The following is a 23,955-nucleotide window of genomic DNA, read 5'->3' as shown; positions in this document are numbered from 1 at the left end:
GGACCTCCGGTCGCTCGGTGTGCTGGGGCGGCCGTCGGGGGTGCCGTCGTCCGCCCCTGGAGCGTAGGAAGTGCGCGCGCCGGCTTTGAGTTGCACCGTGTCACGTCTGCGGGCGCGTGGCGTGCCACCGTGTCACACCTTCGTCGACCCATGTTTCACCGCCGTTTTCCCAGGTGGTCGCCTGTTTCAGCGCTGTTGCGCGTCATGCGCGAGCAGCGCGATGTGCACCGAGGCCGCCTGCTCGAAGTCGTCGAGGTCCACGCCGAGCCGCGTCCGTATCGCCTCCAGCCGGCGGTACAGGGCGGGCCGGGAGACATGGTGGAGCTGAGCGGTGCGGGACTTGTTGCGGCCGGTGGCGAGATAGGTCCGCAGCACCGACAGCAGGTCCTCGTCCGCGTCGCGCAGCAGCCCGTCCAACTCCCGCTCGGCGAAGGACTGCACCTGCGGGTCGTCGCGCAACAGGCGGATCAGGCCGCGCAGATGGACGTCGCGCAGCCGTACCACGGCCGGCAGGTCGAGGACGGCGGCGGAGTCGGCGACCGCCTCGGCCACGTGCCGGGCCTCGCGCAGTCCGGCGGGTACGTCGTCCCAGGCGGTCCGGCCGTCGGCCGCGGCGACCACCGTGCAGGGTGCGGTCTCCGTCCGCAGCCGGGCCGCGAAGTGCGCCGCGAGCGCCTCGGCGTCCTGGTCGCGGGCCAGGCTCAGCAGGACGGCGGTGGACCCGCCGGTCAGCTCGGCGACCAGGCCCGGCATCCCCAGCAGACGCAGGATCCGGTCGAGCCGGCCGGGGTCGCCGTCGCGCACGACCAGCGGGACGAAGGTGCGCCGGTTGACCGGCAGCCCGGCCGCGCGCGCCCGCGGCAGCAGTTGCCTGGCCGGCACGACCTCGCTGATCAGGTCGGTGAGCAGGCTCTGCGCGGACTGCTCCTCCCAGCTGTGGGCGGAACCGCCGCCGAGCATCCGGTGCAGCACCAGCGCCTCGGCGGCCCGGTCGGCGAGCAGCCGCCCGGTGGCGGCGTCACCGCGGTAGCCGCACAGCACGATGCCGCCCCATCGTTCTCCGCGGCCGCCGAGTTCGGCGCGGACCCAGCCGTCGCCCTCGCCGCGGCCGGCCTGCCGGGAGATGCGCTCCCAGTCGCGCAGCACGTCGTCCACGGCCGGCCGCTCGCCCGCGGTGGCCAGGACCCGGTGGGCGAGGTTGGTGACGACGACGGGACAGCCGCTGTGCTGGGCGATCTCGTCGAGGAGGTGTTGCAGCGGGGCGCCCGCGGTGATGAGGCCGGTCAGGGCCGTGCGGACGGCTTCGGAGAGGCTGACGGCGGCGAACTTGCGCCGTACCAGGCGGGACTGGACCTCCTCCGTCAACTCGGCGAAGGGGAACGGCCGGTGGAGCACCACCATGGGCAGCCCGCAGCGTTCGGCCGCGCGGCGCATCACGTCCGGCGGGGCCGGGAAGGCGCGGCCGAGTCCGAGGACGACGGCGGCGGCCTCGGCGCGGTGCAGGGAGCGGATGTACTCCGCCTGGAGCTCGTCGTCGCCGGCCAGCAGCACTCCGGTGGTCAGGACCATCTCGCCGCCGCTGAGCATCACGCCGACGTCGGCGGCCTCGGCGACGTGCACCCAGCGCACGGGCCGGTCGAGCTGGCCCGCGCCGGCCACCACCTCGGGCTCCCCGGCGAGCACCCGCTCCAGGGTGAGGACCTGACGGACCGACAGAACGGGTTCCAGGACGGTGGTCATGGTGGTGTTCCCTTGCTGTGGCGTTACCGAATGCCGGTCACCGGAAGCCGGTCACCCCGTGCCCGTGACCGGCTCGCGGTGACCGGACGTGCGTCACCGGGCGCCCGTCACGCGATGCCGCGCAGCGCGCTCTCCAGGATCGCGGCGCCCTCCTCGGCCTCCGCGACGGTCAGGGACAGCGGCGGCGCGATCCGCAGGGCGCTGGTGTCGTGGCCACCGCCCTTGCCGACGAGCAGTCCGCCCTCGCGGGCCGCTTCGAGCACGGCGGAGGCGGCCTGCGGATCGGCCTCGTCCGTACCGGGCTTGACCAGTTCGATGCCGATCATCAGGCCCCGGCCGCGCACCTCCCGCACCCACGGAAGCTGCGCGCCGACGGCCCGCAGCCGTTCGATGAGCAGTCCGCCGACCCGCCGGGCGTTGCCCTGGAGGTCGTGTTCGAGGAGGTAGCCGAGGTTGGCGAGACCGGCCGCCATGGTGAGCTGGGTGCCGCCGAACGTCGAGATGCTGTTGGCGTCCAGACAGTTCATGATCTCGGCGCCGGCGATGACGCCGCCGATGGAGGCGCCGTTGCCGATGCCCTTGGCGAAGGTGACGATGTCCGGCGGGCCGCTGCGGGCGTGCGCCTGCCAGCCCCAGAAGTTCTCGCCGGTGCGGCCCCAGCCGGTCTGCACCTCGTCGGCGATCCACAGGACGCCCCGCTGCCTGAGCACCTCGCGGAAGGCCGCGTACAGGCCGTCGGGCGGCGAGGTGAAGCCGCCGACGCCCTGGATCGGCTCGGCGATCAGGGCGGCGGGCGGCCGGATGTGGCCCAGCAGGTCCGTGAGGTCGTCCACGCAGGCGGCGACGAAGGCGTCGTCGTCGAGGTGCGCGAACGGTCCCCGGGTGCGCACGCCGCCGTGGACGTACAGCGTCTGGAGCGGGGACAGGGAGGTCGGGGACCAGCCGCGGTTGCCGGTGACGCCGACCGTGCTGAAGGACCTGCCGTGGTAGCTGTTGCGCATCGCGAGGACCGTGTTGCTGCGCCGGTAGGTGGTGGCCAGCAGCAGGGCGGTGTCGTTGGCCTCGGTGCCGGAGGTGGTGAAGAACACCCGGGCGTTCGGGATCGCACTCAACTGGGCGATCCGTTCGGCGAGTTCCACCATCGGCCGGTTGAGGTAGAGCGTGGAGGAGTGGACGATCCGGCCGGCCTGTTCGCCGACCGCCTTGGTGACCTCGGGCAGCGCGTGCGCGGTCATCGTGGTCAGGATGCCGCCGAAGAAGTCGAGGTAGCGGTTGCCGTCGGCGTCCCAGACGTGCCGACCCTCGCCGTGGGTGATCTCCAGTGGCTCCTCGTAGTAGAGGGCGAGCCAGTCGGGCAGGACGTTGCGGTGGCGTGCGTAGAGGTCGTTCACGGCTGGACCAGCCCCTCGTAGGCGTCGGGCCGGCGGTCCCGGTAGAAGGCCCACTGCTGCCGGACCTCCTCGATCAGGTCGAAGTCGAGGTCGCGCACCACCAGTTCCTCCTTGGTGTCGCTGGCGACGTCGCCGACGAACTGGCCGCGCGGGCTGACGAAGTAGCTCGTGCCGTAGAAGTCGTTGTCGCCGTACTCCTCCTGGCCGACGCGGTTGATCGCGGCGACGAAGTACTCGTTGGCGACGGCGGCGGCGGGCTGCTCGAGCTGCCAGAGGTAGGCGGACAGGCCGCGCGAGGTGGCGGACGGGTTGTAGACGAGCTGGGCTCCGTTCAGGCCGAGTTGGCGCCAGCCCTCCGGGAAGTGTCGGTCGTAGCAGATGTAGACGCCGACCTTGCCGACCGCCGTGTCGAAGACCGGCCAGCCCGCGTTGCCCGGTTTGAAGTAGTACTTCTCCCAGAAGCCCTTGACCTGCGGGATGTGATGCTTGCGGTACTTGCCGAGGAAGGTGCCGTCGGCGTCGATCACGGCCGCGGTGTTGTAGTAGAAGCCGGACTGCTCGATCTCGAAGACCGGTACGACGATCACCATGCCGGTCTCGCGGGCGAGTTCCTGCATACGACGCACGGTCGGCCCGTCCGGGACCGGTTCGGCCCAGCGGTAGTGCTCCGGTTCCTGCACCTGACAGAAGTAGGGGGCGTTGAAGACTTCCTGGAACCCGATGACCTGGGCGCCCTGCCGGGCCGCCGCGCGCGCGTGTTCCTCGTGTTTCGCCACCATGGACTCGGTGTCGCCGGTCCAGGTGGCCTGAACCAGCGCGGCTCGTACGACGTTGGCCATGAGCTGCTCCTTCGACGGGACGTCAGAGCCTCTACGCCCGTAGACGCAGGCCGTAGAGGGACGAACGTAAGCCTCCAGGACGGCCTTGCCAAGACCATCGTCGTTAACCCGCTGAGTCGATCGCGTTTCACACTCCGGCGGGTGAGCCGCTGGGCCGTCCGGGTGGCTCGGACGGCGGCCCGGGTCGAACTCGGGCGAGGAATCGCAGCGGGCTCGGACGAGGGATCCCGCCGCCCTCGGACGGCCGGTCCCGTCGCCCCCGGGCGGTCGGTCCCGTTGTCCCCGGGCGGTCGGTCCCGTCGCCCTCGGACGGCCGGTCCCGTCGCCCCCGGACGGCCCGGTCCCGCCGCCTTCGGACGGCCGGTCCCGTCGTCCCCGGGCGGCCCGGTCCCGCCGCCTTCGGACGGCCGGTCCCGTCGTCCCCGGACGGCCGGTCCCGTCGCCCTCACACGGTGAACCCGGCCACCCGCAGGGCGTGCACCACGTCCCAGTGCCGTTCCTCCGAGACGCCCCGGGCCGCCTCCAGCAGCAGCGGTACGAGCGTCTGCGGGTCCGGCCCGACGCACCGGGCCGCCTCCTCGGGGGTACGGACGCGCACATACGCGTCCAGCAGCGCGCGGACCTCACGGCGGGCGCCCTCGCCGGCCAGCGCGAGCACGGCCGCGCCTATCTCGGCGGCCGGGCGGGCGACGCCCTGGCGCAGGATCTGCTCGCCGTCGCCGGTGCGACCCGCCTCGGCCAGGGCGTCGGCGGCGGCGACCACCTGGCCGGCGGGCAGCGAGGCGGCCTCCCACAGCAGCGTCGCCCAGTCGGCGCCGAGCGCGGCCCGCTGGAGTTCGGCCGCGAGCAGCGGGAAGCGGGCGGCGGGCCAGTGCACGATCTCCACCAGCAGGGCGTGCGCCTCGCCGCTGCGCCCCTCGGCCCGCAGCCGTACCAACCGCTCCACCGCCTCGGCGGTCTCCCGCCCGGCCACCACGTCCGGCGACCCGGCGTCCGCCTTCGGCTCCGTCCGCCGCACCGCCTCGGCGACCCGCGCGAAACGCGCACCGCGCGGGGTACGGTCGGAGGCCGCCGGGGACTCCGGCCAGGGCGGTGCCGCGTCCGGCGGTACGACGACGGAGGCGGCCCCCTCCTCGGCCATCCCGGCGAACCGGGCACTGCCACGGCGCCGCTTGCGCTGCTTGGCGGGGGCGGGCGCCGCAGCGGCGGGAGCAGTCCCCGGAACGGCGGGAGCGGGAGCCCGGGTGTCCGGCGACACGGCGGCCCGCGACCGCCCGGCGACGGGAGCCGACTCCTGGGCACCGGGCGACGGGGTGCCGTCCGCGGGGGCGTGGAAGTGGTCCGCAGCCGCTGCGGCCTCGGATGCGTGGGCGCCGTACGCGGGCGCGGGTTCGGAGGCGGAAGCGCCGTACGCGGGCGCGGGCCGGGAGGACGAGGAGCCGATCACAGACGCGGGCTCGTGGGCGAAGGGACCGTCCGCAGGCGCGGGTCGGGAGACCCAGGAGCCCTCCGCAGGCGCGGGGGCCGGGGCGGAACGGCCGCCCGCCGGCGCGGGTTCGGGGGCGGAGCGACCGTACCCGGGCGCGGGTCGGGAGGCCGAGGGGCCGTCCACCGGCGCGGGTTCGGGGGCGGAGGGCACGTGTCCGGGGCGGCCGGCGGCGAAGCCGTCGTAGGTGCCGCCGGGGCTCCGGCCCGGGTTCATGGACTCCCGACCGGCGGGCGCGCGGGGCGCCTGGCCGGCCGGTCCCCGCCGGTCCGACTCCGCCATGCGGGCGCGCAGTTCGGCGCAGCGGGCGGAGGCGCGCTCGTGGTCGTCGCGGGCCCAGGCGAGGTCGAGGCGGACCGTGTCGGCCTCCTCCCCGGTGGTGGCGGAGGCCAGCAACCGGCCGAGCTCGGACTGCCGTTCGGCGGTGTACCGCTGCTCGCGGAGCATCTCGTCGAGCCGGTCCCCGAGGGCGGCCCGGCCGCCGGGCCGGGCGTCGTGCGCGGCGAGCGCGGCGGCGTGCAGGGCACGGGCCCGCTCGTGCTCCGGCGCCGCGGCCTCGGGTCCGTACGCGGCCGCCAGGTCGTGCAGCAGCGCCTCCACGACGTCCCAGGGCGGCACTTCACGCCCTTCGAGACAGGCCCGCATACCGTCCGGGTCACGCTCCCAGAAGACCGCGCACCAGCCGCCGCCCTGGTCCAGGCGGCCCAGCAGGCCGTCCAGGTACGTCGAGAACTCCCGCACCCGGACCGAGAGTTGATCCACCGCCATCGCCCAACTCCTGCCAGACCGGAACACTCCGTCCGGCAGGAAACACCACCTGTGTTACAGGACGGCTACAGGGAGTTTTCGGAGTGGCCGCAGCGGTCTCAACGATCCCGCGCCCCGACGGCGACCCCAGCCCCCGAGGCCCCCGATTTCCCCGAGACCCCCAGGACCCCCGAGGCGTCGAGGGCGCCGAGCCCCCCGGCCGCGTCGAGCCCGTCGAGGGCCCCCAGGGCACCGGCCGGGGCGCACCGCCCGACCAGTTCGTCCATCGACAGCCCGAGCGCGCGGGCCAGCGCGGCCACCGTGAAGAACGCCGGGGTCGGCGCGCGGCCGGTCTCGATCTTGCGGAGGGTCTCGGCGGAGATGCCCGCGCTCGCCGCCACGGACGTCATGCTGCGGTCGCCGCGGGCCTCGCGCAGCAGTCTGCCGAGCCGCTCGCCGCGTTCTCGTTCTTCGGGGGTCAGCGGGGTACGCACCATGCCGTCATTCTAATACCGGTATAGTAATTGGCATGGTGGAGTTGAAAACCGATACATCGATCGACGCGATGCACCTGGCCGGCCAGGTCGTCGCCAGGGCGCTCACCGCCGTACGGGAGGCAGCGGACGTGGGGGTCTCCCTGCTGGAACTCGACGCGCTGGCGCGTGAGGTGCTGCGCGAGGCGGGCGCGACCTCGCCCTTCCTCGGCTACCGGCCCTCCTTCGCGCCCACCCCGTTCCCCGGCGTGATCTGCGCCTCGGTGAACGACGCGATCGTGCACGGCATCCCGGACGGCTACCGGCTGCGCGACGGCGACCTGCTCTCCGTCGACTTCGGCGCCGAACTCGGCGGCTGGGTGGGCGACTCCGCGGTCAGCTTCACCGTGGGCACCCCACGCCCTGCGGACACGAGGCTGATCGCGACCGCGGAGCGGGCGCTGGCCGCGGGCATCGAGGCGGCCGTGGTCGGCAACCGCATCGGCGACATCGCGTACGCGATCGGCTCGGTGTGCCGCGCCGCCGGATACGGCGTCCCGGACGGCTTCGGCGGCCATGGCATCGGGCGCCGTATGCACGAGGACCCGGGCGTCCCGAACGAGGGCCGCCCCGGCCGCGGCCTCCCGCTGCGCCGCGGGATGGTCCTGGCGATCGAGCCCATGCTGGTGGCGAGCGGCAGGGACGGCTACCACGCGGCCGCCGACGGCTGGACCCTGCGCACCAACGACGGCTCCCGCGCGGCCCACGTCGAGCACACCGTGGCGATCACCGAGGCCGGCCCGCGCGTCCTGACCGCCCGCTGACCACCGCTCGCCGTCTCCCGCGGGAAGCCTGTGCGCATCGGCCCCGAGGCTCCCCCGCCGACGCCGGCCGCGTCGCCGTACCGCGCACACCGCGCCCCCAGGACGACGTGCCGCCGTCTCCCGCCGCGTCCCGGCCCCGGGCGGGTCGCGGGTGGGACTCCGGCCGGCGCGTCGTCCTGGAGGTGCTGCGGGGCAACGATCGTGCGATCGTGTTCTACGAGTACCAGGCTTGTGTGCGCACGGCCGAGCGCGACGCGGCCGGCCTCCGACCTGGTGCCGGACGGGATCGAGTACCCCTGGCCCGCCGCCGCGGTGGGCCGCCCGGCGGCAGCGGAGGTGAGGGACGCGCCGCGGGCGTAGGCCGGCCGAGTCCGGGCACCCGCGTTCGGACATGCACGTCGATCAGCGAGCGCGTCCCGTGTGCTTCCCCGGGTCCACCGGTTTCCGCGCGGGCCGGGAAATCCCCTCGGGACGCCGGAACGGAACGCCATGACCAGCGGCTTCACGGGACCGGAAGGAAACGGCCCGGACCCCTTCGGAGATTTCCTCGCACGCTTCTTCGCCGGACCGCGCTCCGGTCCCCGGCAGATCGACATCGGCCGGCTGCTGAGTCAGCCGGCCCGGGAGCTGGTGCGCGGCGCCGCCCAGTACGCCGCCGAGCACGGCAGCCGGGACCTGGACACCCAGCATCTGCTGCGGGCCGCGCTGTCCGCCGAGCCCACCCGGAGCCTGCTCAGCCGCTCCGGCGCCGACCCCGACTCGCTGGCGACGGAGATCGACCAGCGCTCCGGGCCGGTGCAGCAGGAGCCGGGCCAGGCCCTGCCGCCGACCTCGCTGTCCCTGACCCCGGCCGTCAAACGGGCCCTGCTGGACGCGCACGAGCTGGCCCGCTCCAGCGGCGCCGGTTACATCGGCCCCGAACACGTGCTGGGGGCGCTGGCGGCGAACCCCGACTCGGCCGCCGGGCACATCCTGAACTCGGCCCACTTCGCCCCCACCGGCCTGCCGCCCGAGGCGCACGAAGCGACGCAGCAGCATCCCGAGCACCCCCGGCCCACCGCGACCCCGACCCTGGACAAGTACGGGCGCGACCTCACCGACCTGGCCCGGCAGGGCCGGATCGACCCGGTGATCGGGCGGGACGACGAGATCGAGCAGACCATCGAGGTGCTCTCCCGGCGCGGCAAGAACAATCCGGTGCTCATCGGTGACGCGGGCGTCGGCAAGACGGCGGTCGTGGAGGGGCTCGCGCAGCGGATCGCCGAGGGGGACGTGCCGGACGGGCTCACCGGCCGTCGGGTGGTCGCCCTGGACCTGACCGGCGTGGTCGCCGGCACCCGGTTCCGCGGCGACTTCGAGGAGCGGATGAACAACATCGTCAACGAGATCCGCGCGCACTCCGACGAACTGATCGTCTTCATCGACGAGCTGCACACGGTCGTCGGCGCGGGCGGCGGCGCCGAGGGCGGCACGATGGACGCGGGCAACATCCTCAAGCCGGCCCTGGCCCGCGGCGAGCTGCACATCGTCGGCGCCACCACGCTGGAGGAGTACCGGCGGATCGAGAAGGACGCGGCGCTGGCCCGCCGCTTCCAGCCGATCATGGTGCCGGAGCCGACGGTCCTGGACGCGATCGAGATCCTGCGCGGACTGCGTGACCGTTACGAGGCCCACCACCAGGTCCGCTACACCGACGAGGCGCTGGTGGCGGCCGTGGAGCTGTCCGACCGCTATCTCACCGACCGCAGACTGCCCGACAAGGCCATCGACCTGATCGACCAGGCCGGCGCCCGGGTGCGGCTCGGCGCCCGCACGAAGGGCACGGACGTACGGGCGATGGAGCGCGAACTCGAGCAGCTCGTCCGGGACAAGGACCAGGCGGTCGCCGACGAGCAGTACGAGCAGGCCACCCAGATCCGGGACCGGATCGGCGCGCTGCGGCAGCGGATCTCCGAGACCAGCGGCGAGGACACGGCCGACGAGGGGCAGGACCTGGAGGTGACGGCCGAGGCCATCGCCGAGGTGGTGTCCCGGCGGACCGGCATCCCGGTCAGCCGGCTCACCCAGGCGGAGAAGGAACGCCTCCTCGGGCTGGAGAAGCATCTGCACCAGCGGGTGATCGGCCAGGAGGAGGCGGTCGCCGCGGTCTCCGAGGCGGTCATGCGCTCGCGCGCCGGACTGTCCAGCCCCGACCGGCCGATCGGCAGCTTCCTGTTCCTCGGCCCGACCGGGGTCGGCAAGACGGAGCTGGCCCGCGCGCTCGCCGAGGCGCTGTTCGGCAGCGAGGAACGGATGGTCCGGCTCGACATGAGCGAGTACCAGGAGCGGCACACGGTCAGCCGGCTGGTCGGCGCCCCGCCCGGCTACGTCGGTCACGAGGAGGCCGGCCAGCTCACCGAGGTGGTGCGCCGGCACCCGTACTCGCTGCTCCTGCTGGACGAGATAGAGAAGGCGCACCCGGATGTCTTCAACATCCTGCTCCAGGTGCTGGACGACGGTCGGCTCACCGATTCCCAGGGCCGCACGGTCGACTTCACCAACACGGTGATCGTGATGACGAGCAACCTCGGTTCGGAGGCCATCGTCCGGCGCGGCGCGGGCATCGGGTTCGGGCCGGGCGGGGACGGGGCCGACGAGGAGGCGCGGCGCGAGCAGATCCTGCGGCCGCTGCGCGAGCACTTCCGGCCGGAGTTCATCAACCGGATCGACGAGATCGTCGTCTTCCAGCAACTCACCACCGAACAGCTGCGGAAGATCACCGATCTGCTGCTGGAGAAGACCCGCCGGCTGCTGCACGCGCAGGACGTGGAGGTCGAGTTCACCGACGCGGCCGTCGACTGGCTGGCGAGCCGCGGCTACCAGCCCGAGTACGGCGCGCGGCCGCTGCGCCGCACCATCCAGCGGGAGGTCGACAACCAGCTCTCCCGGCTGCTCCTGGACGGCAAGATCGCGCAGGGCAGCGAGGTGACGGTGGACGAGGCGGACGGTCGGCTCACCTTCCGCACCGACAGCATGCCGCCCGCCCCCACGTCCTGAACGGCCAGGACGCGGAGGCGAGTCGGACAGGCCCTAGCTCGCCGGGTCCACCACCATCGCCGAGCCGCCGCCGCGCCGTACGGTCTCGGCGGCGGCCCGCCACTCGCCGTTCGGCAGGCGTTGGACGCCGGTCGCCGCGCCGATCTCCGGGTTGACCTTGAAGCTGTGCCCGACGGCTTCCAGCCGGGCCCGCAACGGACTGTCGTAGAGCGCGGGTTCGAGCTCGGTCTGGGCCGCGTTGCGCTGGCTGGCGCGGGGGGCGGCGATCGCGTCGACGAGGGGCAGGCCGCGGTCGAGGAACTCGGTGAGGGTCTGGAGCACGGTGGTGACGATGGACGCCCCACCGGGTGAACCGAGCGCCACCACAGGCCTGTCGTGCCGGTCGAGCACGATCGTCGGGGAGATCGAGGAGCGCGGTCGCTTGCCCGGACCCGGCAGGTTCGGGTCGTGCACGGCCGGGTTGGCGGGGGCGAAGGAGAAGTCCGTCAGTTCGTTGTTGAGCAGGAAGCCCCGGCCGGGGACGGTGATGCCGCTGCCGCCGGTCTGCTCGATGGTGAGGGTGTAGGCGACGACGTTGCCCCACTTGTCGGCGACCGTGAGATGCGTGGTGTTCTCGCCCTCGTACGTCGTCGGGGCCGCGGTGCCGGGGCCGGCGCAGGCCGCCGGGTGCCGCGGGTCGCCGGGCGCCAGGGGGCTGGTGAGGACGGTGTTGTCCTTGATGAGGCACGCGCGCGAGTCGGCGTACCGCTGCGAGAGCAGTTCCTTCGTCGGTACGTCCTCGAAGGCGGGGTCGCCGACCCAGCGACCGCGGTCGGCGAACGAGATCCGGCTCGCCTCGACGAAGTGGTGCAGGTACTGGACCTCGCTCGCCCTGGACAGGTCGGTGCGCTCCAGGATGTTGAGGGCCTCGCCGACCGTGGTGCCGCCGGAGGAGGAGGGCGCGATGGAGTAGACGCCGAGTCCGCGGTACGAAGTCCGGGTGGGCGCCTGGAGTTTGGCGCGGTAGGCGGCGAGGTCCTTGGCCGAGAGACGGCCCGGTCGGGCGTTCCAGCCGGAACCGGGGTCCACGGGCGGCTTGTTGACGGTGTTCAGGACGTCCCTGCCGAGGTCGCCGCGGTAGAGCGCGTCGACGCCCTTGCGGCCCAGTTCCTCGTAGGTGCGGGCGAGCTCGGGGTTCTTGAACGTCGAGCCGACCACGGGCAGCTTGCCGCCGGGCAGGAACAGCCTTGCCGTGTCGGGGAAGTAGCGGAACCTGGTCTCGTTGCCCGCGGTCTGGGTGCGGAAGGTGTCGTCGACGGTGAAGCCGTCGCGGGCGATGCGTTCGGCGGGTTCGAGGACCGTGCCGAGCTTTCTGGTGCCCCACTTGTCCAGTGCCGTCGCCCAGGTGGCGGGCGTGCCGGGGGTGCCGACGCTCAGCCCGCTGCTGACGGCGTCGGCGAAGGCGAGCGGTTTGCCGTTCTCCGTGAAGAGACCGGAGTCGGCGCTGAGCGGGGCGGTCTCGCGGCCGTCGATGGTGTGCACGGTGCGGGACTTGGCGTCGTAGTAGACGAAGTAGCCGCCTCCGCCGATGCCGGAGGAGTAGGGCTCGGTGACGCCCAGCGCGGCCGCGGTGGCGACGGCCGCGTCGACCGCGTTGCCGCCCTTCTTCAGCACCGCGATGCCGGCGGCGGAGGCGTCCGCGTCGACGCTGGCCACGGCGCCGCCGTAGCCCACGGCGACCGGCACCTTGGCGGTCGTGGCGCTCCCGGTGGCGGGCGGCGCCGCCGCGCCCACCGACACCAGGGCGGCCGAGACCGCGAGGACCGCCAGTTTCCGCGCGACAAGGCGACGCATCCGCACCTCCAGCGAGTGACCGTTCGCGTAGCGTAGCCACAATCGTCCCGGCCTCAACAGTCTCATTTCGGCTGCTCCGGCGCGAACGGTACGCATCGAACACCGGTACGTACCAACCAATCGGGCCGCCGGCGGGCCCGCTACCATGCGCGCACATGACAGACGACCTGCTCCTCATCGTCCCCGGCGTGGCGGCGGCCGGCCTCGGCGTCGCCCTCGGGTGGCTGACCCGTACCCAGCTCTGGAAGCGAAGGCTGCGGCGCAAGCAGGCCTTCTTCGGACTGCCCGACAACTCCGAGTCGTTGCTCGTGGTCAACCGCGAGGCGGGCGGCCCCGAGCTGACCGTGCTGCGCCACGACGTGTTCGCACTGCTCGAACTGGCCGCGCTCATCAAGGACTGCAACGCCAACGCCCAGATCGTCGCGCACGACGCGGCCCAGCAGGGGTTCGGTGAGCGCACCGAGTTCTGCGTGGGCGGTCCCGCCTCCAACCGCCGGATGGCCGCCCATCTGAGCTCGCTGCTGCCGGGCGTGCGGGTCGACGTCGACGCCGAGCCCGGCCCCGAGCGCGGCGCTTTCCGGATAGGCGAGGAGAAGTACCCGCTGGAATCGGGCAAGAGCGAGTACGTGCTGCTCGCGCGGCTCACCGCGGGCCAACGCCGGGAGGCGCGCCCGGTGTTCCTCTTCTGCGGCCAGCGCGCGATCACCAACCAGGCCGCGGCCCGCTACCTGGCGCGCAACCACGAGCGGCTGGCCCGCAAGCACGGCGGCGCCTCCTTCGCCCTGCTGCTGCGGGTGGTCAACTCCCAGGCGTACGGCCCCGACGTCGTCGAACTCGTCGCCGACGTGACCCGCGCCGCCCAGACCCCGCCGTCGGTCCCGGACCCCGCCCCCGAGCCCAAGCCGGAGCCCAAGCCGCGGACGAGGTCCCCCCGGACCACGCCTCGCGCCTCCTGAGTCCACCCCGCGAGTCCACCCCGCGCCAAAAATCTTTACTCATGCGTAACTTACCGACGGGTTACTTGCGGTAAGGCAAGACGGTTACCGTCGGGTCACTTGGCTGCGACGCGCGTGAGGAGTGACCCATGGGCCGGAAGGGCGCGGAGCACCTTCGTACAAGATGGCGACGGTCGCCGGGCGGGCACCCCCGCACGGCTCTGCGTACGGCCGCCGCGGGCGCCCTGTCCGCGACTTTGATCGCCGGTGGCGTCCTCGGGCTCGCCCCCGCCGCGCAGGCGGCCGACGGCCGCGTCCGCTTCGTCGACATCACCGGCGACGGCGGCACCGTCCTGAAGGCGAACGTCGTCACCCCCGCGGGCTCCGACGGCACCCGCCGCTACCCGCTGATCGTGCTGCCCACGAGCTGGGGGCTGCCCCAGGTCGAGTACCTCGCCCAGGCCCGCAGGCTCGCCGACTCCGGCTACGTCGTGCTCACCTACAACGTGCGCGGCTTCTGGCAGTCCGGCGGCGAGATAGAGGTGGCCGGGCCCTCCGACACCGCCGACGCGTCCCGGGTGATCGACTGGGCCCTCGCCCACACCCCCGCCGACGCCGGGCACATCGGCATGGCGGGCGTCTCCTACGGCGCCGGCATCAGCCTGCTCGCCGCCGCGCACGATCCGCGGATCAAGGCCGTCACCGCGCTCAGCGGCTGGGCGGACCTGATCGACTCGATCTACTCCGGCCGCACCCAGCACACCCAGGCCACCACCCTGCTGGACGTCGCCGGAGCGGTCACCGGCCGCCGGAGCGCCGAACTCAAGCAGGTCCTCTCGGACTTCTTCTCCTCGAACCTGTCACGGGAGCAGGACCTCCTCGCCTGGGGGAAGAAGCGCTCGGCCGCCACCTACCTCGACCGGCTGAACAAGAACGGCCCGGCCGTCATGCTCGCCAACGCCTGGGGCGACACCATCTTCCCGGCCAACCAGTACGCCGACTTCTACGAGAAGCTGACCGGGCCCAAGCGGCTGGAGTTCCGCCCGGGCGACCACGCCACCGCCGAACTCACCGGACTGTTCGGCCTGCCCAACGACGTGTGGAACGACGCCGGGCGCTGGTTCGACCACTACCTCAAGGGCGTCGACAACGGCATCGACCGCGAACAGCCGGTCGAGCTCAAGTCCCGCTCCACCGGCGGCTACGAGGGCTATCCGGACTGGAAGTCGGTGGGCGCCGCCACCCGCAAGTTCGGCCTGTCCGGGACCACCACGATCCACACGAACGTCGACTCCGGGGCGGACGGCGGGATCGTCCTGCTGTCGAGCCTGCTCGACCAGGTCGCCCGGATCCCCCCGATGGCCTCGATACCCCTGCTGCCCCGCCGTTGGGCGGCCGTCTGGCAGTCGGAGAAGTACCCCACCGCCCAGCGGGTGCGCGGCACCGCCCGACTGCACACCACGGTCACCCCGACCAGGGAGAGCGGCACCCTCGTCGCCTACCTGTACGACGTGGGGCCGCTCGGCGTGGGCAGGCTGGTCAGCAACGCGCCGTACACCTTCCACGGACGCACCCCGGGCGAGCCGTTCGGTCTCGACCTGGACCTGTTCTCCACGGCCTACGACGTCCCGGCCGGGCACCGGCTCGCCCTGGTCGTCGACACGGTCGACCCGCTCTACATCGAGCACAACCCGTCCGGCGCGCAACTGACCTTCTCCTCGCCTGCGGACGACCCGTCCTACGTGTCGGTGCCGCTGCGCGAGCAGTGATCTCCGGCCGCGGCCGGGCGGGTATGGCTCTGCGCGCTGCCGCCCCCTACGGTCGAGGAGCCGTGGGGGGTTCCCCACCCGGCAGCAGCGTCCCGGGGCCGGCCGTGGTCAGCTCCACGGCCCGTGTCTTGGGACTGCGCCGCTCCCACCGGGACACCCGGCCGGCGAACCAGGAGAGCAGCATGCACATTCCGATGTAGATCGGCGAGATCACCATCACCACCGGGATGAACGGCAAATCGTAGTCGAGGTTCGAGGCGATGAGCTTCCCGGCGTGGAGAAACTCCTCGTAGGTGATGAGGTAGCCGAGGGAGGTGTCCTTCAGCGCCACCACCAACTGGCTGATGATCGCGGGCAGCATGGCCCGCACGGCCTGGGGCACCAGGACGTGGACCATGACCTGCGTCTTGCGTATGCCGAGCGCGAACGCGGCCTCCCGCTGACCGCGTTCCACGGCGTTGACGCCCGAACGGAACACCTCGGCGAGCACCGAGCCGTTGTAGAGCGTCAGTCCGGCCACCAGGGCGGTCAGCGGCTGCGCCCGCAGGGCCACGAAGATGAAGAAGATCATCACCAGGACGGGCATCGCCCGGAAGAACTCCACGACGACCGTGGCGAGCACGCGCAGCGACCGGTGGTCCGACAGCCTCCCGGCCGCCAGCACCCCGCCGAGCGCCAGCGACAGGGCGGCCGCCAGGGCGAAGGCCTTGAGGGTGTTGCCGAGACCGCGCAGCAGCAGCTCCTGGATCCCCTTGTAGGCGAAGGGCATCCACTTCGTGTACGTGAACTGCGCGGTGTCGAAGAGGAGATGGAGTATCCAGGCCAGCAGGCCGAGGATGACGGCGGCGGCCACGACCGAGTAGATCCGGTGCCGCCGCCGGGTCCGGGGTCCCGGTACGTCGTAGAGGGCGGTGGCGGTGACAGGTGTCAACGGGCGACTCCCCACTTCTTCTCCAGCGCGTTGAACAGCGCGCTGATGGCGAACGTGATGATCAGGTAGCCGACGGCGATCCAGACGAACGTCCAGACGATGTTGTAGCCGAGCTCGCTGAGGGTCTTGTACGTGCCGAGCAGCTCGGTGACGCTGAACGCGCCCGCGATCGCGGAGTTCTTGGCGAGCGCGATGAGGGTGGAGCCGACCGGGGGGATCACCGAGCGGAACGCCTGCGGCAGGACGACCAGGTTCAGGGTCTGCCCGAAGGTCATCCCGAGGCTGCGGGCCGCCTCGCCCTGGCCCGTGGGCACGGTGTTGATCCCGGCTCTCAGCGCCTCGCAGATGAACGCCGAGGTGTAGCAGCCGAGGGCGAGCACGGCGAACACCTCGAAGGGCAGGACGACTCCGAACCGGGGCAGTCCCAGCAGCACCGCGAAGAACAGCAGGGTCAGCGGGGTGTTGCGCAGCACGGTCACCCACACGGTGCCGAAGACCCGCAGCGAACGCACCGGCGCGACCCGGAAGGAGGCCATGAGGAAGCCGAGGAGCAGGGCCAGCACCGAGGAGTAGACGGTGAGTTCGAGGGTGCCGAGGAAACCCTCGGCGTAGAGGGAGAAGTTGTCGATCAGAACGTTCATGTACCGGCCTGGTAGCGGTCGATCGGGGGCGGGGTCGGCGCGGGCACTCCGGACAGGCCGAGCGTGGCCTCGTACGCCTTCTTCCAGTCACCGTTCCTCTCACGGGCCTCCAGCGCGTCGTCGAGGGCGAGGCGCAGGGCGTTGTCGCCGTGCGGGACGCCGATGCCGTAGGGCTCCTCGGAGAAGGGCCTGCCGACCACCTTGAGTTCGTCGGGGGCCTTCGCCGCGTAGCCGATGAGGATCGCGTCGTCGGTGGTGACGGCGTCGACCTGGTAGGTGAGCAGGTTGTCCACGCAGACGGAGTAGGTGTCGTAGGCGACGAGGACCGCCTTCGGATAGTCCTCCTTGATGCGCTGGTACGGGGTCGAACCGGCCGCCGAGCAGACGCGCCTGCCGTCCAGGTCCTGCGGGCCGTGGATGTCCTTCTCGTCGGCGCGCACCAGCAGCGACTGCCCGGCCAGGTAGTAGGGCCCGGCGAAGCCGACGAGCTTCTTGCGGTTGTCGTTGATGGTGTAGGTGCCGACGTAGTAGTCGATCTGGCCGTTCTGCAGGGCGGTCTCGCGGTTCGCGGAGGCGATCGTCCTGAAGCGGATCGCGGCGGGGTCGAAGCCGAGGGACGCGGCCGTCATCTTCGCGATCTCGATGTCGAAGCCGGAGTAGGCGCCGGTCGCCGGGTCCCTCTCGCCGAGGTACGGCTGGTCCTCCTTGACGCCGACGACCAGGTACCCGCGCTTTCTCGCCCTGGTCCAGGTCGGGGAGTCGGGCAGCTCGAAGTTCTCCGCCACCGCGTAGTGCGGGAGCTTCTCGGGCGCGGGCCCCTTGCCCGGCGGGCTGCCCTCCTTGCCGCAGGCGACGGCGAGGAGGAGGGCCGTGAGCACGGACAGGAGGGTGGGCACACGTGTGGTGCGGAACATGCGACGCGCTCCCCGCTCAGTGCTTGAGGATCTTGGACAGGAAGTCCTTGGCGCGCTCGGTGCGCGGGGCGGTGAAGAACTCCTCCGGGGGGCGGTCCTCGACGATGCGGCCGTCGGCCATGAACACCACGCGGTTGGCGGCCGAGCGTGCGAAGCCCATCTCGTGGGTGACGACGACCATGGTCATGCCGTCCCGGGCGAGCTGCCGCATGACCTCCAGCACCTCGTTGATCATCTCGGGGTCCAGGGCCGAGGTCGGCTCGTCGAACAGCAGGGCCTTGGGCTCCATGGCCAGGGCGCGGGCGATGGCCACCCGCTGCTGCTGGCCGCCGGAGAGCTGGGCGGGGTACTTGGGCGCCTGGGCGGCGAGGCCGACGCGGTCGAGGAGTTCGAGCGAGCGTCGGTCGGCCGCCTCCCGGCCGTGCTTGCGGACCTTGATCTGCGCCAGGGAGACGTTCTGCAGGACGGTCTTGTGGGCGAAGAGGTTGAAGGACTGGAAGACCATGCCGACGTCGGCGCGCAGCCGGGCGAGTGCCCTGCCCTCCTCGGGCAGCGGCCTGCCGTCCAGCCTGATCGTCCCGGACTCGACCGTCTCCAGCCGGTTGATCGCCCGGCACAGGGTCGACTTGCCCGAGCCGGACGGGCCGATGACGACGACCACTTCCCCCTTGCCGACGGTGAGGTCGATGTCCCGCAGAACGTGCAGCTCCCCGAAGTGCTTGTTGACGCCGTGCAGCTCGATCAAGGGATCGACAGCCATGCCCACCGGTACTCACCCTCAGCCGTGTCGTGGTCGCCGCAAACTATCCAGACGACGATCAAGCTCGGGCACGACACGCACCTTTACGACATAAGCCGTATTTACGGTGCTCGACAGGACCTACGCCTCGGCCACCTCGGCGTAGAGCTGGGAGAGTTCGGGCACCCCGCTCGCGGCCCATTCGAGGCCGGCGGTCACCACGTCGAACTCCCGGCCGGAGGCGAGCCGTATGACGGGCTGCCCGCCGGGCCACACCTCCCAGACCGCGCCCGGCACGGTGCGCACGATGACGGTGCCCAGATACAGTCCCGCGTCGTTGCCCAGCCAGGGCAGCACCTCGTCGTCGTCGCGCCAGCGCGGCACCAGTTGGTCGAGCGCCTCCAACGAGGCGGCGGAATCGTCGAGTTGGACGCCCTCCTGGGACGCCTGCGAGCGCAGCAGCTCACACTCGGACAGGAGTTCGGCGACCCCCTCGGGGTCGGCGGAGAACGTCGCACCGTCGCGCTTCTTGCGCCGGTTGCCCAGGAAAGGGATGTTCATACGTCCAGCGTGTCATCGGCACCCCCGCGCGCACCACAGGCGCGCGCGACCGCTCGTCCCGGTGCTTTCACCGCGCCTGTGTGCATGGCGCGTTGACCACCGCCGGTGGTGTCCCTAACTTCACCGTGCGTATGCGTGCGACCGGTGATCGGGAGGAGTCCGTACGTGCACCGAGGTGTCCGGGGTGTCCCGCTGGCACTCGCCCTGTTCACGACGGCCCTGGTCCCGGCGTCCGCCGCCCGGGCCACCGCCCCGCCGTCGTCCGCCCCGCTGCCGCTGGTGCGGTTCTTCGACAACGTCGCCGTCAGTGACGACGCGCGGCCCGCCGAGGCCGACTTCGACGGCTCGGGCGCCTCGCTGTCGGCCCGGGACCTGCGGGCCGCGGGCTGGCTGCCCGGCCGCACCCTCACCGTGCAGGGGGCCGCGCTGACCTGGCCGCGCAGCCGGCCGGGCGAGCCGGACAACGTACGGGCCGACGGACAGGAGGTGCGCCTCGGCGGGCGCGGCGACGCCCTCGCCTTCCTGGTGGCCGGCACCCGCGGCGGCGCGGCCGCCGGTTCCGGCACGGTCACCTACGCGGACGGCCGCCGCTCCCCGTACCTGCTCACCGCCCCGGACTGGCGCAGGGGCCCGCTCGCCACCAAGGCGGTGGCGCTCCCGCATGTCAACGGACCCGGCGGCCGGCGCACCGGGAAGGCCCGGCTGTACGTCGTGACGGTGCCGCTGCTGCCGGGCCGCGCGGTCGCCTCCGTACGGCTGCCACGCGCGGCCGGGCTGCATGTGTTCGCCCTGGCGGTACGACCGGCGGCAAGGGACTGGAGCGGCACCTGGGCCACGGCCACCTCCGGTGTGACGGCCGTGGGGCCGTGGACCGACCGCACCCTGCGGCTCGTGGTGCACACCTCGGTGGGCGGGCGGCGGGTGCGGCTCCGCTTCGACAACACCTTCGCCTCCGCCCCGGTCCGCATCGGCGCGGCGACGGTGGCGGTGCGGGCGGCGGGCGCGGCGGCCCGGGGCGGGCCGGCGCGGCTCGCCTTCCGGGGTGCACGGGGCGTCGTCGTCCCGGCGGGGGCGCAGGCGGTCAGCGATCCGCTGGGTTTCCGGGTGCCCGCCGACGCCGATCTGCTGGTGAGCTTCCACCTCCCCGGCACGGTGCGGACGGCTCCCGGGCACCGGCTCGCGGTCCAGCAGTCGTACCTGAGCGCGCGGGGCGACCACACGGCCGACCGCCGGGCGGCCGCGTACGCCCCGGCGCTGACGTCCTGGCCGCTGCTGACCGGAGTGGACGTGCGCGGCGGACCGGGGTCCCTGGTCGCGCTGGGCGACTCGATCACCGACGGGGACCGCTCCACGCCGGACGCCGACCGGCGCTGGCCCGACGTGCTCGCCGCCCGGCTGCTGCGGCAGCGCACGGCACCCCGCTACGGCGTCCTGAACGCGGGCATCGCGGGCAACCGGGTGGTCACCGACCGCTACCCGGGCGACGGCGTCTCCACCGGCGGCGCCGGGGTGAGCGCGCTGCACCGCCTCGACCGGGACGTGTTCGCCCAGACGTCGGTGCGCACCGCGCTCGTGTTCGAGGGCGTGAACGACCTGGGGGCGGGCACCACGGCACCCCGGCTCATCGCCGGGCTGCGGGAGATCGCGGACCGGGCGCACGACCGGGGCGTGCGGGTGCTGGCGGCGACCGTCCTGCCGTGCGGGGGAAGCTCCCGCTGCACACCGGCCGTCGACGCCCGGCGGGCCGAGGTCAACACCTGGATCCGGGACTCCGGGGTGTTCGACGGCGTCCTCGACTTCGACGCCGTGCTGCGCGACCCCGCCCGCCCCACCCGGATGCTGCCCGGCTACGACAGCGGGGACCACCTGCATCCCGGTGACGCCGGGCTCGCCGCGCTGGCGGGGTCGGTGGACCTGGCCCTGCTGTGAACCGTGCCGGGGCTGCGGGCGCGCCGTCCGCCGCTCCGGCACGCTCCGGCCGGGTCCGGCTAGACGTCCAGGTCCACGACCACCGGCGCGTGGTCCGAGGCGCCCTTGCCCTTGCGCTCCTCCCGGTCCACGTACGCGTCCTTGACCGCCTTCGAGAACGGCTCGTTGCCGTAGACCAGGTCGATGCGCATACCGCGGTTCTTGGGGAAGCCGAGCTGGCGGTAGTCCCAGTAGGTGTACGGGTGCGCGTACTTCAGCGGCCGCGGCACCACGTCGGACAGGCCCGTGCCGCGCAGCTCGGCCAGGGCGGCGCGCTCGGCGGGCGTGACATGGGTGAGGCCCTCGAAGACGGCCACGTCGTACACGTCGTCGTCCGTGGGCGCCACGTTGTAGTCGCCGAGGACGGCGAACGGGCGGCTGCCGCCCGCGTCGCCCGCGACGGCCGCCTTCAGGGCCTCGAACCACTGGAGCTTGTAGGCGTAGTGCGGGTGGCCGACCTCGCGTCCGTTGGGCACGTACACCGACCAGACGCGGACCGGGCCGCAGGTCGCCGAGACCGCCCGGGGCTCCTCCACGCCCTCGTAGCCGGGCCCGCCGGGCAGGCCCTTGACCACGTCGTCGAGGCCGACGCGGGAGATCACCGCCACGCCGTTCCACCGGCCGGTCGCGTTCACCGCGGCCTCGTAGCCCAGCTCGCGCAGCTGGTCGAACGGGAACTGCGCCTCGGCGATCTTGGCCTCCTGGAGGCACAGCACGTCCGTGCCGCTGCTCTCCAGCCAGGCCAGCAGCCTCGGCAGACGGGCGGTGATCGAGTTCACGTTCCAGGTGGCGATGCGCATGCCCCACAACCTACCGGGCGGGTACGACAACGGCCCCGATCCCCGCTCCCCCGCTACAGCTGCGCCGACGACCCCGAAACCAGCCGCAGGTGCTCCGCGCCGCCGAGGGCGCCGATCTGCCGGTCGTAGATCGGGCGGGCGAGGTCGGTGAGCAGGGCGTCGTGGATGTCGTAGGCGCGCTGCGGCTTGACCTCGCGGACGTAGTCGATGACCTCGGAGATCTTGTTCCAGGGGGCCATCACCGGCAGCATCAGGGTCTCCACCGGGCGGTCGGGGACGGTGAGCGCGTCGCCCGGGTGGAAGAGCCGGCCGCCGTCGACGAGGTAGCCGACGTTCGTGATGCGCGGGATGTCCGGGTGGATCACCGCGTGCAGCTCGCCGTGCACCTGGACGTCGAAGCCGGCCGCGGTGAAGGTGTCGCCGTGGCCGACGGTGTGCACCCGGCCGGGGAAGGCGGCCGAGAGCTGGTCCGCGACGGAGGCGAGGGTCCAGATCTCGACGGCCCGGTCCGCCTCCAGGGCGGCCCGCAGCCGCGCCTCGTCGAAGTGGTCGGGGTGCTCGTGGGTGACGAGGATCGCGTCCGCGCCGAGCGCGGCGTCCTCCTCGCTGAACATCCCCGGGTCGAGGACGAGCGTCCGGCCGTCCTTCTCCAGCCGGACACAGGAATGCGCCTTCTTCGTGAGCTTCATGGGTCCCATCCTGCCCCCGCCGGCCCGGCGGCGGGGGCTGAGGACGGCGCCCGGGGCCCGTCCGGGGCCCGTGCGAGGCCCGTCCGGGGATCGCACGCGGAGTGCCCGCCGAGCGTGTCCCCGGCGTGGTGGTCACTCGGCGTGGTGGTCACTCGGCGAGCGTGGTCTCCTCGCGGATGACCTGCTGGGCCACCCGGAACGCGCTGTTCGCCGCCGGCACCCCGCAGTAGACGGCCGCCTGGAGCAGCACTTCCCTGATCTCGTCCGGGGTGAGGCCGTTGCGCAGCGCGGCCCGGGTGTGGAAGGCGAGCTCCTCCAGGTGTCCCCCCGCGACCAGCGCGGTGAGGGTGACACAGCTGCGCGAGCGCCGGTCGAGACCGGGACGGTCCCAGATCTCGCCCCACGCGTAGCGGGTGACGAACTCCTCGAAGTCGCCGGAGAAGTCGTCGGCCTGCGACAGCACCCGGTCGACATGGGCGTCGCCGAGCACTTCCCGGCGCACCTTCAGCCCGGTCTCGTACCGGTCCGCCTCGCCCCAGGACTGCGCCGGTACGACGGCCGGGGCGATCGCGGCGATGGGCGCCGCCGGCTGGAGCAGGGCGGGGGCCGGTCCGGCCGGGACCGGCGGGAGGGCGACCTGACCGGTGGCCGAGTCGAAGCCGGGATCCCAGGCGGTCGAGAAGTGGTGGACGAGCAGGTCGGTGACGGCGGCCGGCTGCTCCACCGGGACCAGGTGGGAGGCGCCGGGGACGACCGCGAGGCGGGCGTCCGGGATACCGGCCACCAGGGTGCGGGCCTCGGCCGGGCCGGTGACCTGGTCCTCCGAGCCGACCAGGACGAGGGTCGGCACCCCGACGCGGGCCAGTTCGTCCCGCACGTCGAACACGGCGAGCGCCTCACAGGCAGCGATGTAGCAGCCGGGGTCGGTGGTGCGCACCATCTGCACCGCCCACTCGGTGATCGCGGGCTGGGCGGCCGCGAACCCGCCGGTGAACCAGCGGTCCGGGGAGGAGCGGGCGATGGGGTCGAGCCCGTTCGTACGGACGACCACCCCGCGCCGGCGGAACTCGTCGGCCGTGCCGAACCGGGGCGAGGCGGCGATCAGCACGAGCGAGGCGAGCCGTTCGGGGTACCGCAGGGCCAGCTCGACACCGATCGCGCCGCCGAGGGAGCATCCCGCGTATCCGAAGCGCTGCACGCCGAGCGCGTCGAGCGTGGCCAGCAGCCGGTCGGTCAGATCGGACACCGCGCCTGCCGGGTGCGCGGGCGCGCCGCCGTGTCCTGGCAGGTCGAACCGGAAGACCCGCCACTGCCTGGTCAGCTCCGGGACCTGACGGTCCCACATGTGCCAGGTGGTCCCCAGCGAGGGACCCAGGATCAGGACGGGGGCGTCTTCCGGGCCGTCGAAGCGGTATTGCAGGCTGTTCGGTGGTGTCTCGCTCACCCTTCTGACCCTCTCATGTATCACAGAAGCACCTATACCAGGGCCCACAGGAAGGCGCGCCGTGTCCTTCCACAAAGACCGGAACTCGCAGGAAACGGTCTCGGTACGAGCGGCGTTCCGCAGCGGGCCGAGGGTCGCGGCCGGCTGAACGCGGCTGTCACGGGGATCCCCGAGCCGCCCGCGACGACGGCGCCG

Annotated in this window: 18 protein-coding genes and 1 pseudogene; 5 read left to right on the top strand and 14 right to left on the bottom strand. The window is 72.9% G+C overall.

The genetic code is table 11. The features are described 5' to 3' along the window. Window positions 1–186: 186 nt before the first annotated feature. The 5 genes and pseudogenes from ACZ60B_RS12285 to ACZ60B_RS12265 form a co-directional block, all read right to left on the bottom strand. A complete protein-coding gene (locus ACZ60B_RS12285; RefSeq protein WP_469385937.1) occupies window positions 187–1,740 on the bottom strand; it encodes a PucR family transcriptional regulator in 1,554 nt (517 codons plus the stop codon). A 107-nt stretch (window positions 1,741–1,847) separates the two neighbouring features. After that, window positions 1,848–3,131: an aspartate aminotransferase family protein gene (locus ACZ60B_RS12280; protein WP_469385936.1), complete on the bottom strand. Its 1,284-nt coding sequence runs from the start codon at window positions 3,129–3,131 to the stop codon at window positions 1,848–1,850. Next, entirely contained in the window at window positions 3,128–3,970 is an 843-nt protein-coding gene (locus ACZ60B_RS12275; RefSeq protein WP_469385935.1) for a nitrilase-related carbon-nitrogen hydrolase, read from the bottom strand. Before ACZ60B_RS12275 ends, ACZ60B_RS12280 begins: the two co-directional genes overlap by 4 nt. 445 nt (window positions 3,971–4,415) lie before the next feature. Continuing rightward, window positions 4,416–6,224 carry a hypothetical protein gene (locus ACZ60B_RS12270; protein ID WP_469385934.1) on the bottom strand — a complete coding sequence of 603 codons (1,809 nt, stop codon included), beginning with the start codon at window positions 6,222–6,224 and terminating at the stop codon, window positions 4,416–4,418. Window positions 6,225–6,451: 227 nt separating this feature from the next. After that, window positions 6,452–6,700: pseudogene (locus tag ACZ60B_RS12265) on the bottom strand (helix-turn-helix domain-containing protein); the annotation flags it as partial. 32 nt (window positions 6,701–6,732) lie between these two features. On the opposite strand from ACZ60B_RS12265, the gene map reads away from it, so the two are divergent. Then, complete coding sequence (map, locus tag ACZ60B_RS12260) at window positions 6,733–7,500, top strand: type I methionyl aminopeptidase (RefSeq protein ID WP_469385933.1); 768 nt, start codon at window positions 6,733–6,735, stop codon at window positions 7,498–7,500. 489 nt (window positions 7,501–7,989) lie between these two features. Further along, window positions 7,990–10,536, top strand: a complete 2,547-nt coding sequence (locus tag ACZ60B_RS12255; RefSeq protein WP_469385932.1) for an ATP-dependent Clp protease ATP-binding subunit — start codon at window positions 7,990–7,992, stop codon at window positions 10,534–10,536. A 33-nt stretch (window positions 10,537–10,569) separates the two neighbouring features. On the opposite strand, the gene ggt is transcribed toward ACZ60B_RS12255, so the two are convergent. Next, a complete protein-coding gene (gene ggt, locus ACZ60B_RS12250; RefSeq protein ID WP_469385931.1) occupies window positions 10,570–12,369 on the bottom strand; it encodes a gamma-glutamyltransferase in 1,800 nt (599 codons plus the stop codon). Between the two features lie 155 nt (window positions 12,370–12,524). Here ggt and ACZ60B_RS12245 point away from each other — a divergent pair, with 155 nt between their 5' ends. Together ACZ60B_RS12245 and ACZ60B_RS12240 are read left to right on the top strand one after the other, a co-directional pair. Further along, entirely contained in the window at window positions 12,525–13,325 is an 801-nt protein-coding gene (locus ACZ60B_RS12245; protein WP_469385930.1) for a hypothetical protein, read from the top strand. 128 nt (window positions 13,326–13,453) lie between these two features. Beyond that, the gene (locus ACZ60B_RS12240) at window positions 13,454–15,073 is read left to right on the top strand and encodes an alpha/beta fold hydrolase (protein ID WP_469385929.1); all 1,620 of its coding nucleotides are present in this window, start codon (window positions 13,454–13,456) and stop codon (window positions 15,071–15,073) included. A gap of 46 nt (window positions 15,074–15,119) precedes the next feature. On the opposite strand, the gene ACZ60B_RS12235 is transcribed toward ACZ60B_RS12240, so the two are convergent. The 5 genes from ACZ60B_RS12235 to ACZ60B_RS12215 all read right to left on the bottom strand — a co-directional run bounded on the left by ACZ60B_RS12235 (window position 15,120) and on the right by ACZ60B_RS12215 (window position 18,859). Then, window positions 15,120–16,004 carry an amino acid ABC transporter permease gene (locus tag ACZ60B_RS12235; protein ID WP_469385928.1) on the bottom strand — a complete coding sequence of 295 codons (885 nt, stop codon included), beginning with the start codon at window positions 16,002–16,004 and terminating at the stop codon, window positions 15,120–15,122. Next, window positions 16,001–16,645: an amino acid ABC transporter permease gene (locus ACZ60B_RS12230; protein WP_469385927.1), complete on the bottom strand. Its 645-nt coding sequence runs from the start codon at window positions 16,643–16,645 to the stop codon at window positions 16,001–16,003. Before ACZ60B_RS12230 ends, ACZ60B_RS12235 begins: the two co-directional genes overlap by 4 nt. Beyond that, window positions 16,642–17,559, bottom strand: coding sequence for a glutamate ABC transporter substrate-binding protein (locus ACZ60B_RS12225; RefSeq protein ID WP_469385926.1), 918 nt, complete (start codon window positions 17,557–17,559; stop codon window positions 16,642–16,644). The genes ACZ60B_RS12230 and ACZ60B_RS12225 overlap by 4 nt, the downstream gene beginning before the upstream one ends. Before the next feature lie 16 nt (window positions 17,560–17,575). Further along, on the bottom strand, window positions 17,576–18,319 hold the full coding sequence (locus ACZ60B_RS12220; RefSeq protein ID WP_469385925.1) for an amino acid ABC transporter ATP-binding protein: 744 nt from the start codon (window positions 18,317–18,319) through the stop codon (window positions 17,576–17,578). Window positions 18,320–18,439: 120 nt separating this feature from the next. Then, complete coding sequence (locus ACZ60B_RS12215) at window positions 18,440–18,859, bottom strand: DUF6278 family protein (protein WP_469385924.1); 420 nt, start codon at window positions 18,857–18,859, stop codon at window positions 18,440–18,442. A gap of 165 nt (window positions 18,860–19,024) precedes the next feature. Here ACZ60B_RS12215 and ACZ60B_RS12210 point away from each other — a divergent pair, with 165 nt between their 5' ends. Then, on the top strand, window positions 19,025–20,788 hold the full coding sequence (locus tag ACZ60B_RS12210) for an SGNH/GDSL hydrolase family protein (protein WP_469385923.1): 1,764 nt from the start codon (window positions 19,025–19,027) through the stop codon (window positions 20,786–20,788). 59 nt (window positions 20,789–20,847) lie between these two features. Here ACZ60B_RS12210 and ACZ60B_RS12205 read toward each other — a convergent pair whose 3' ends face one another. The 3 genes from ACZ60B_RS12205 to pcaDC all read right to left on the bottom strand — a co-directional run bounded on the left by ACZ60B_RS12205 (window position 20,848) and on the right by pcaDC (window position 23,760). Beyond that, the gene (locus tag ACZ60B_RS12205) at window positions 20,848–21,627 is read right to left on the bottom strand and encodes an exodeoxyribonuclease III (RefSeq protein WP_469385922.1); all 780 of its coding nucleotides are present in this window, start codon (window positions 21,625–21,627) and stop codon (window positions 20,848–20,850) included. 53 nt (window positions 21,628–21,680) lie between these two features. Beyond that, window positions 21,681–22,316, bottom strand: a complete 636-nt coding sequence (locus tag ACZ60B_RS12200; protein ID WP_469385921.1) for an MBL fold metallo-hydrolase — start codon at window positions 22,314–22,316, stop codon at window positions 21,681–21,683. A 148-nt stretch (window positions 22,317–22,464) separates the two neighbouring features. After that, a complete protein-coding gene (gene pcaDC / locus ACZ60B_RS12195; protein WP_469385920.1) occupies window positions 22,465–23,760 on the bottom strand; it encodes a bifunctional 3-oxoadipate enol-lactonase/4-carboxymuconolactone decarboxylase PcaDC in 1,296 nt (431 codons plus the stop codon). Window positions 23,761–23,955 lie beyond the last annotated feature (195 nt).

This window comes from Streptomyces sp. NPDC104096, assembly GCF_055584385.1.
This window is presented reverse-complemented; position numbering and strand designations above follow the sequence as displayed.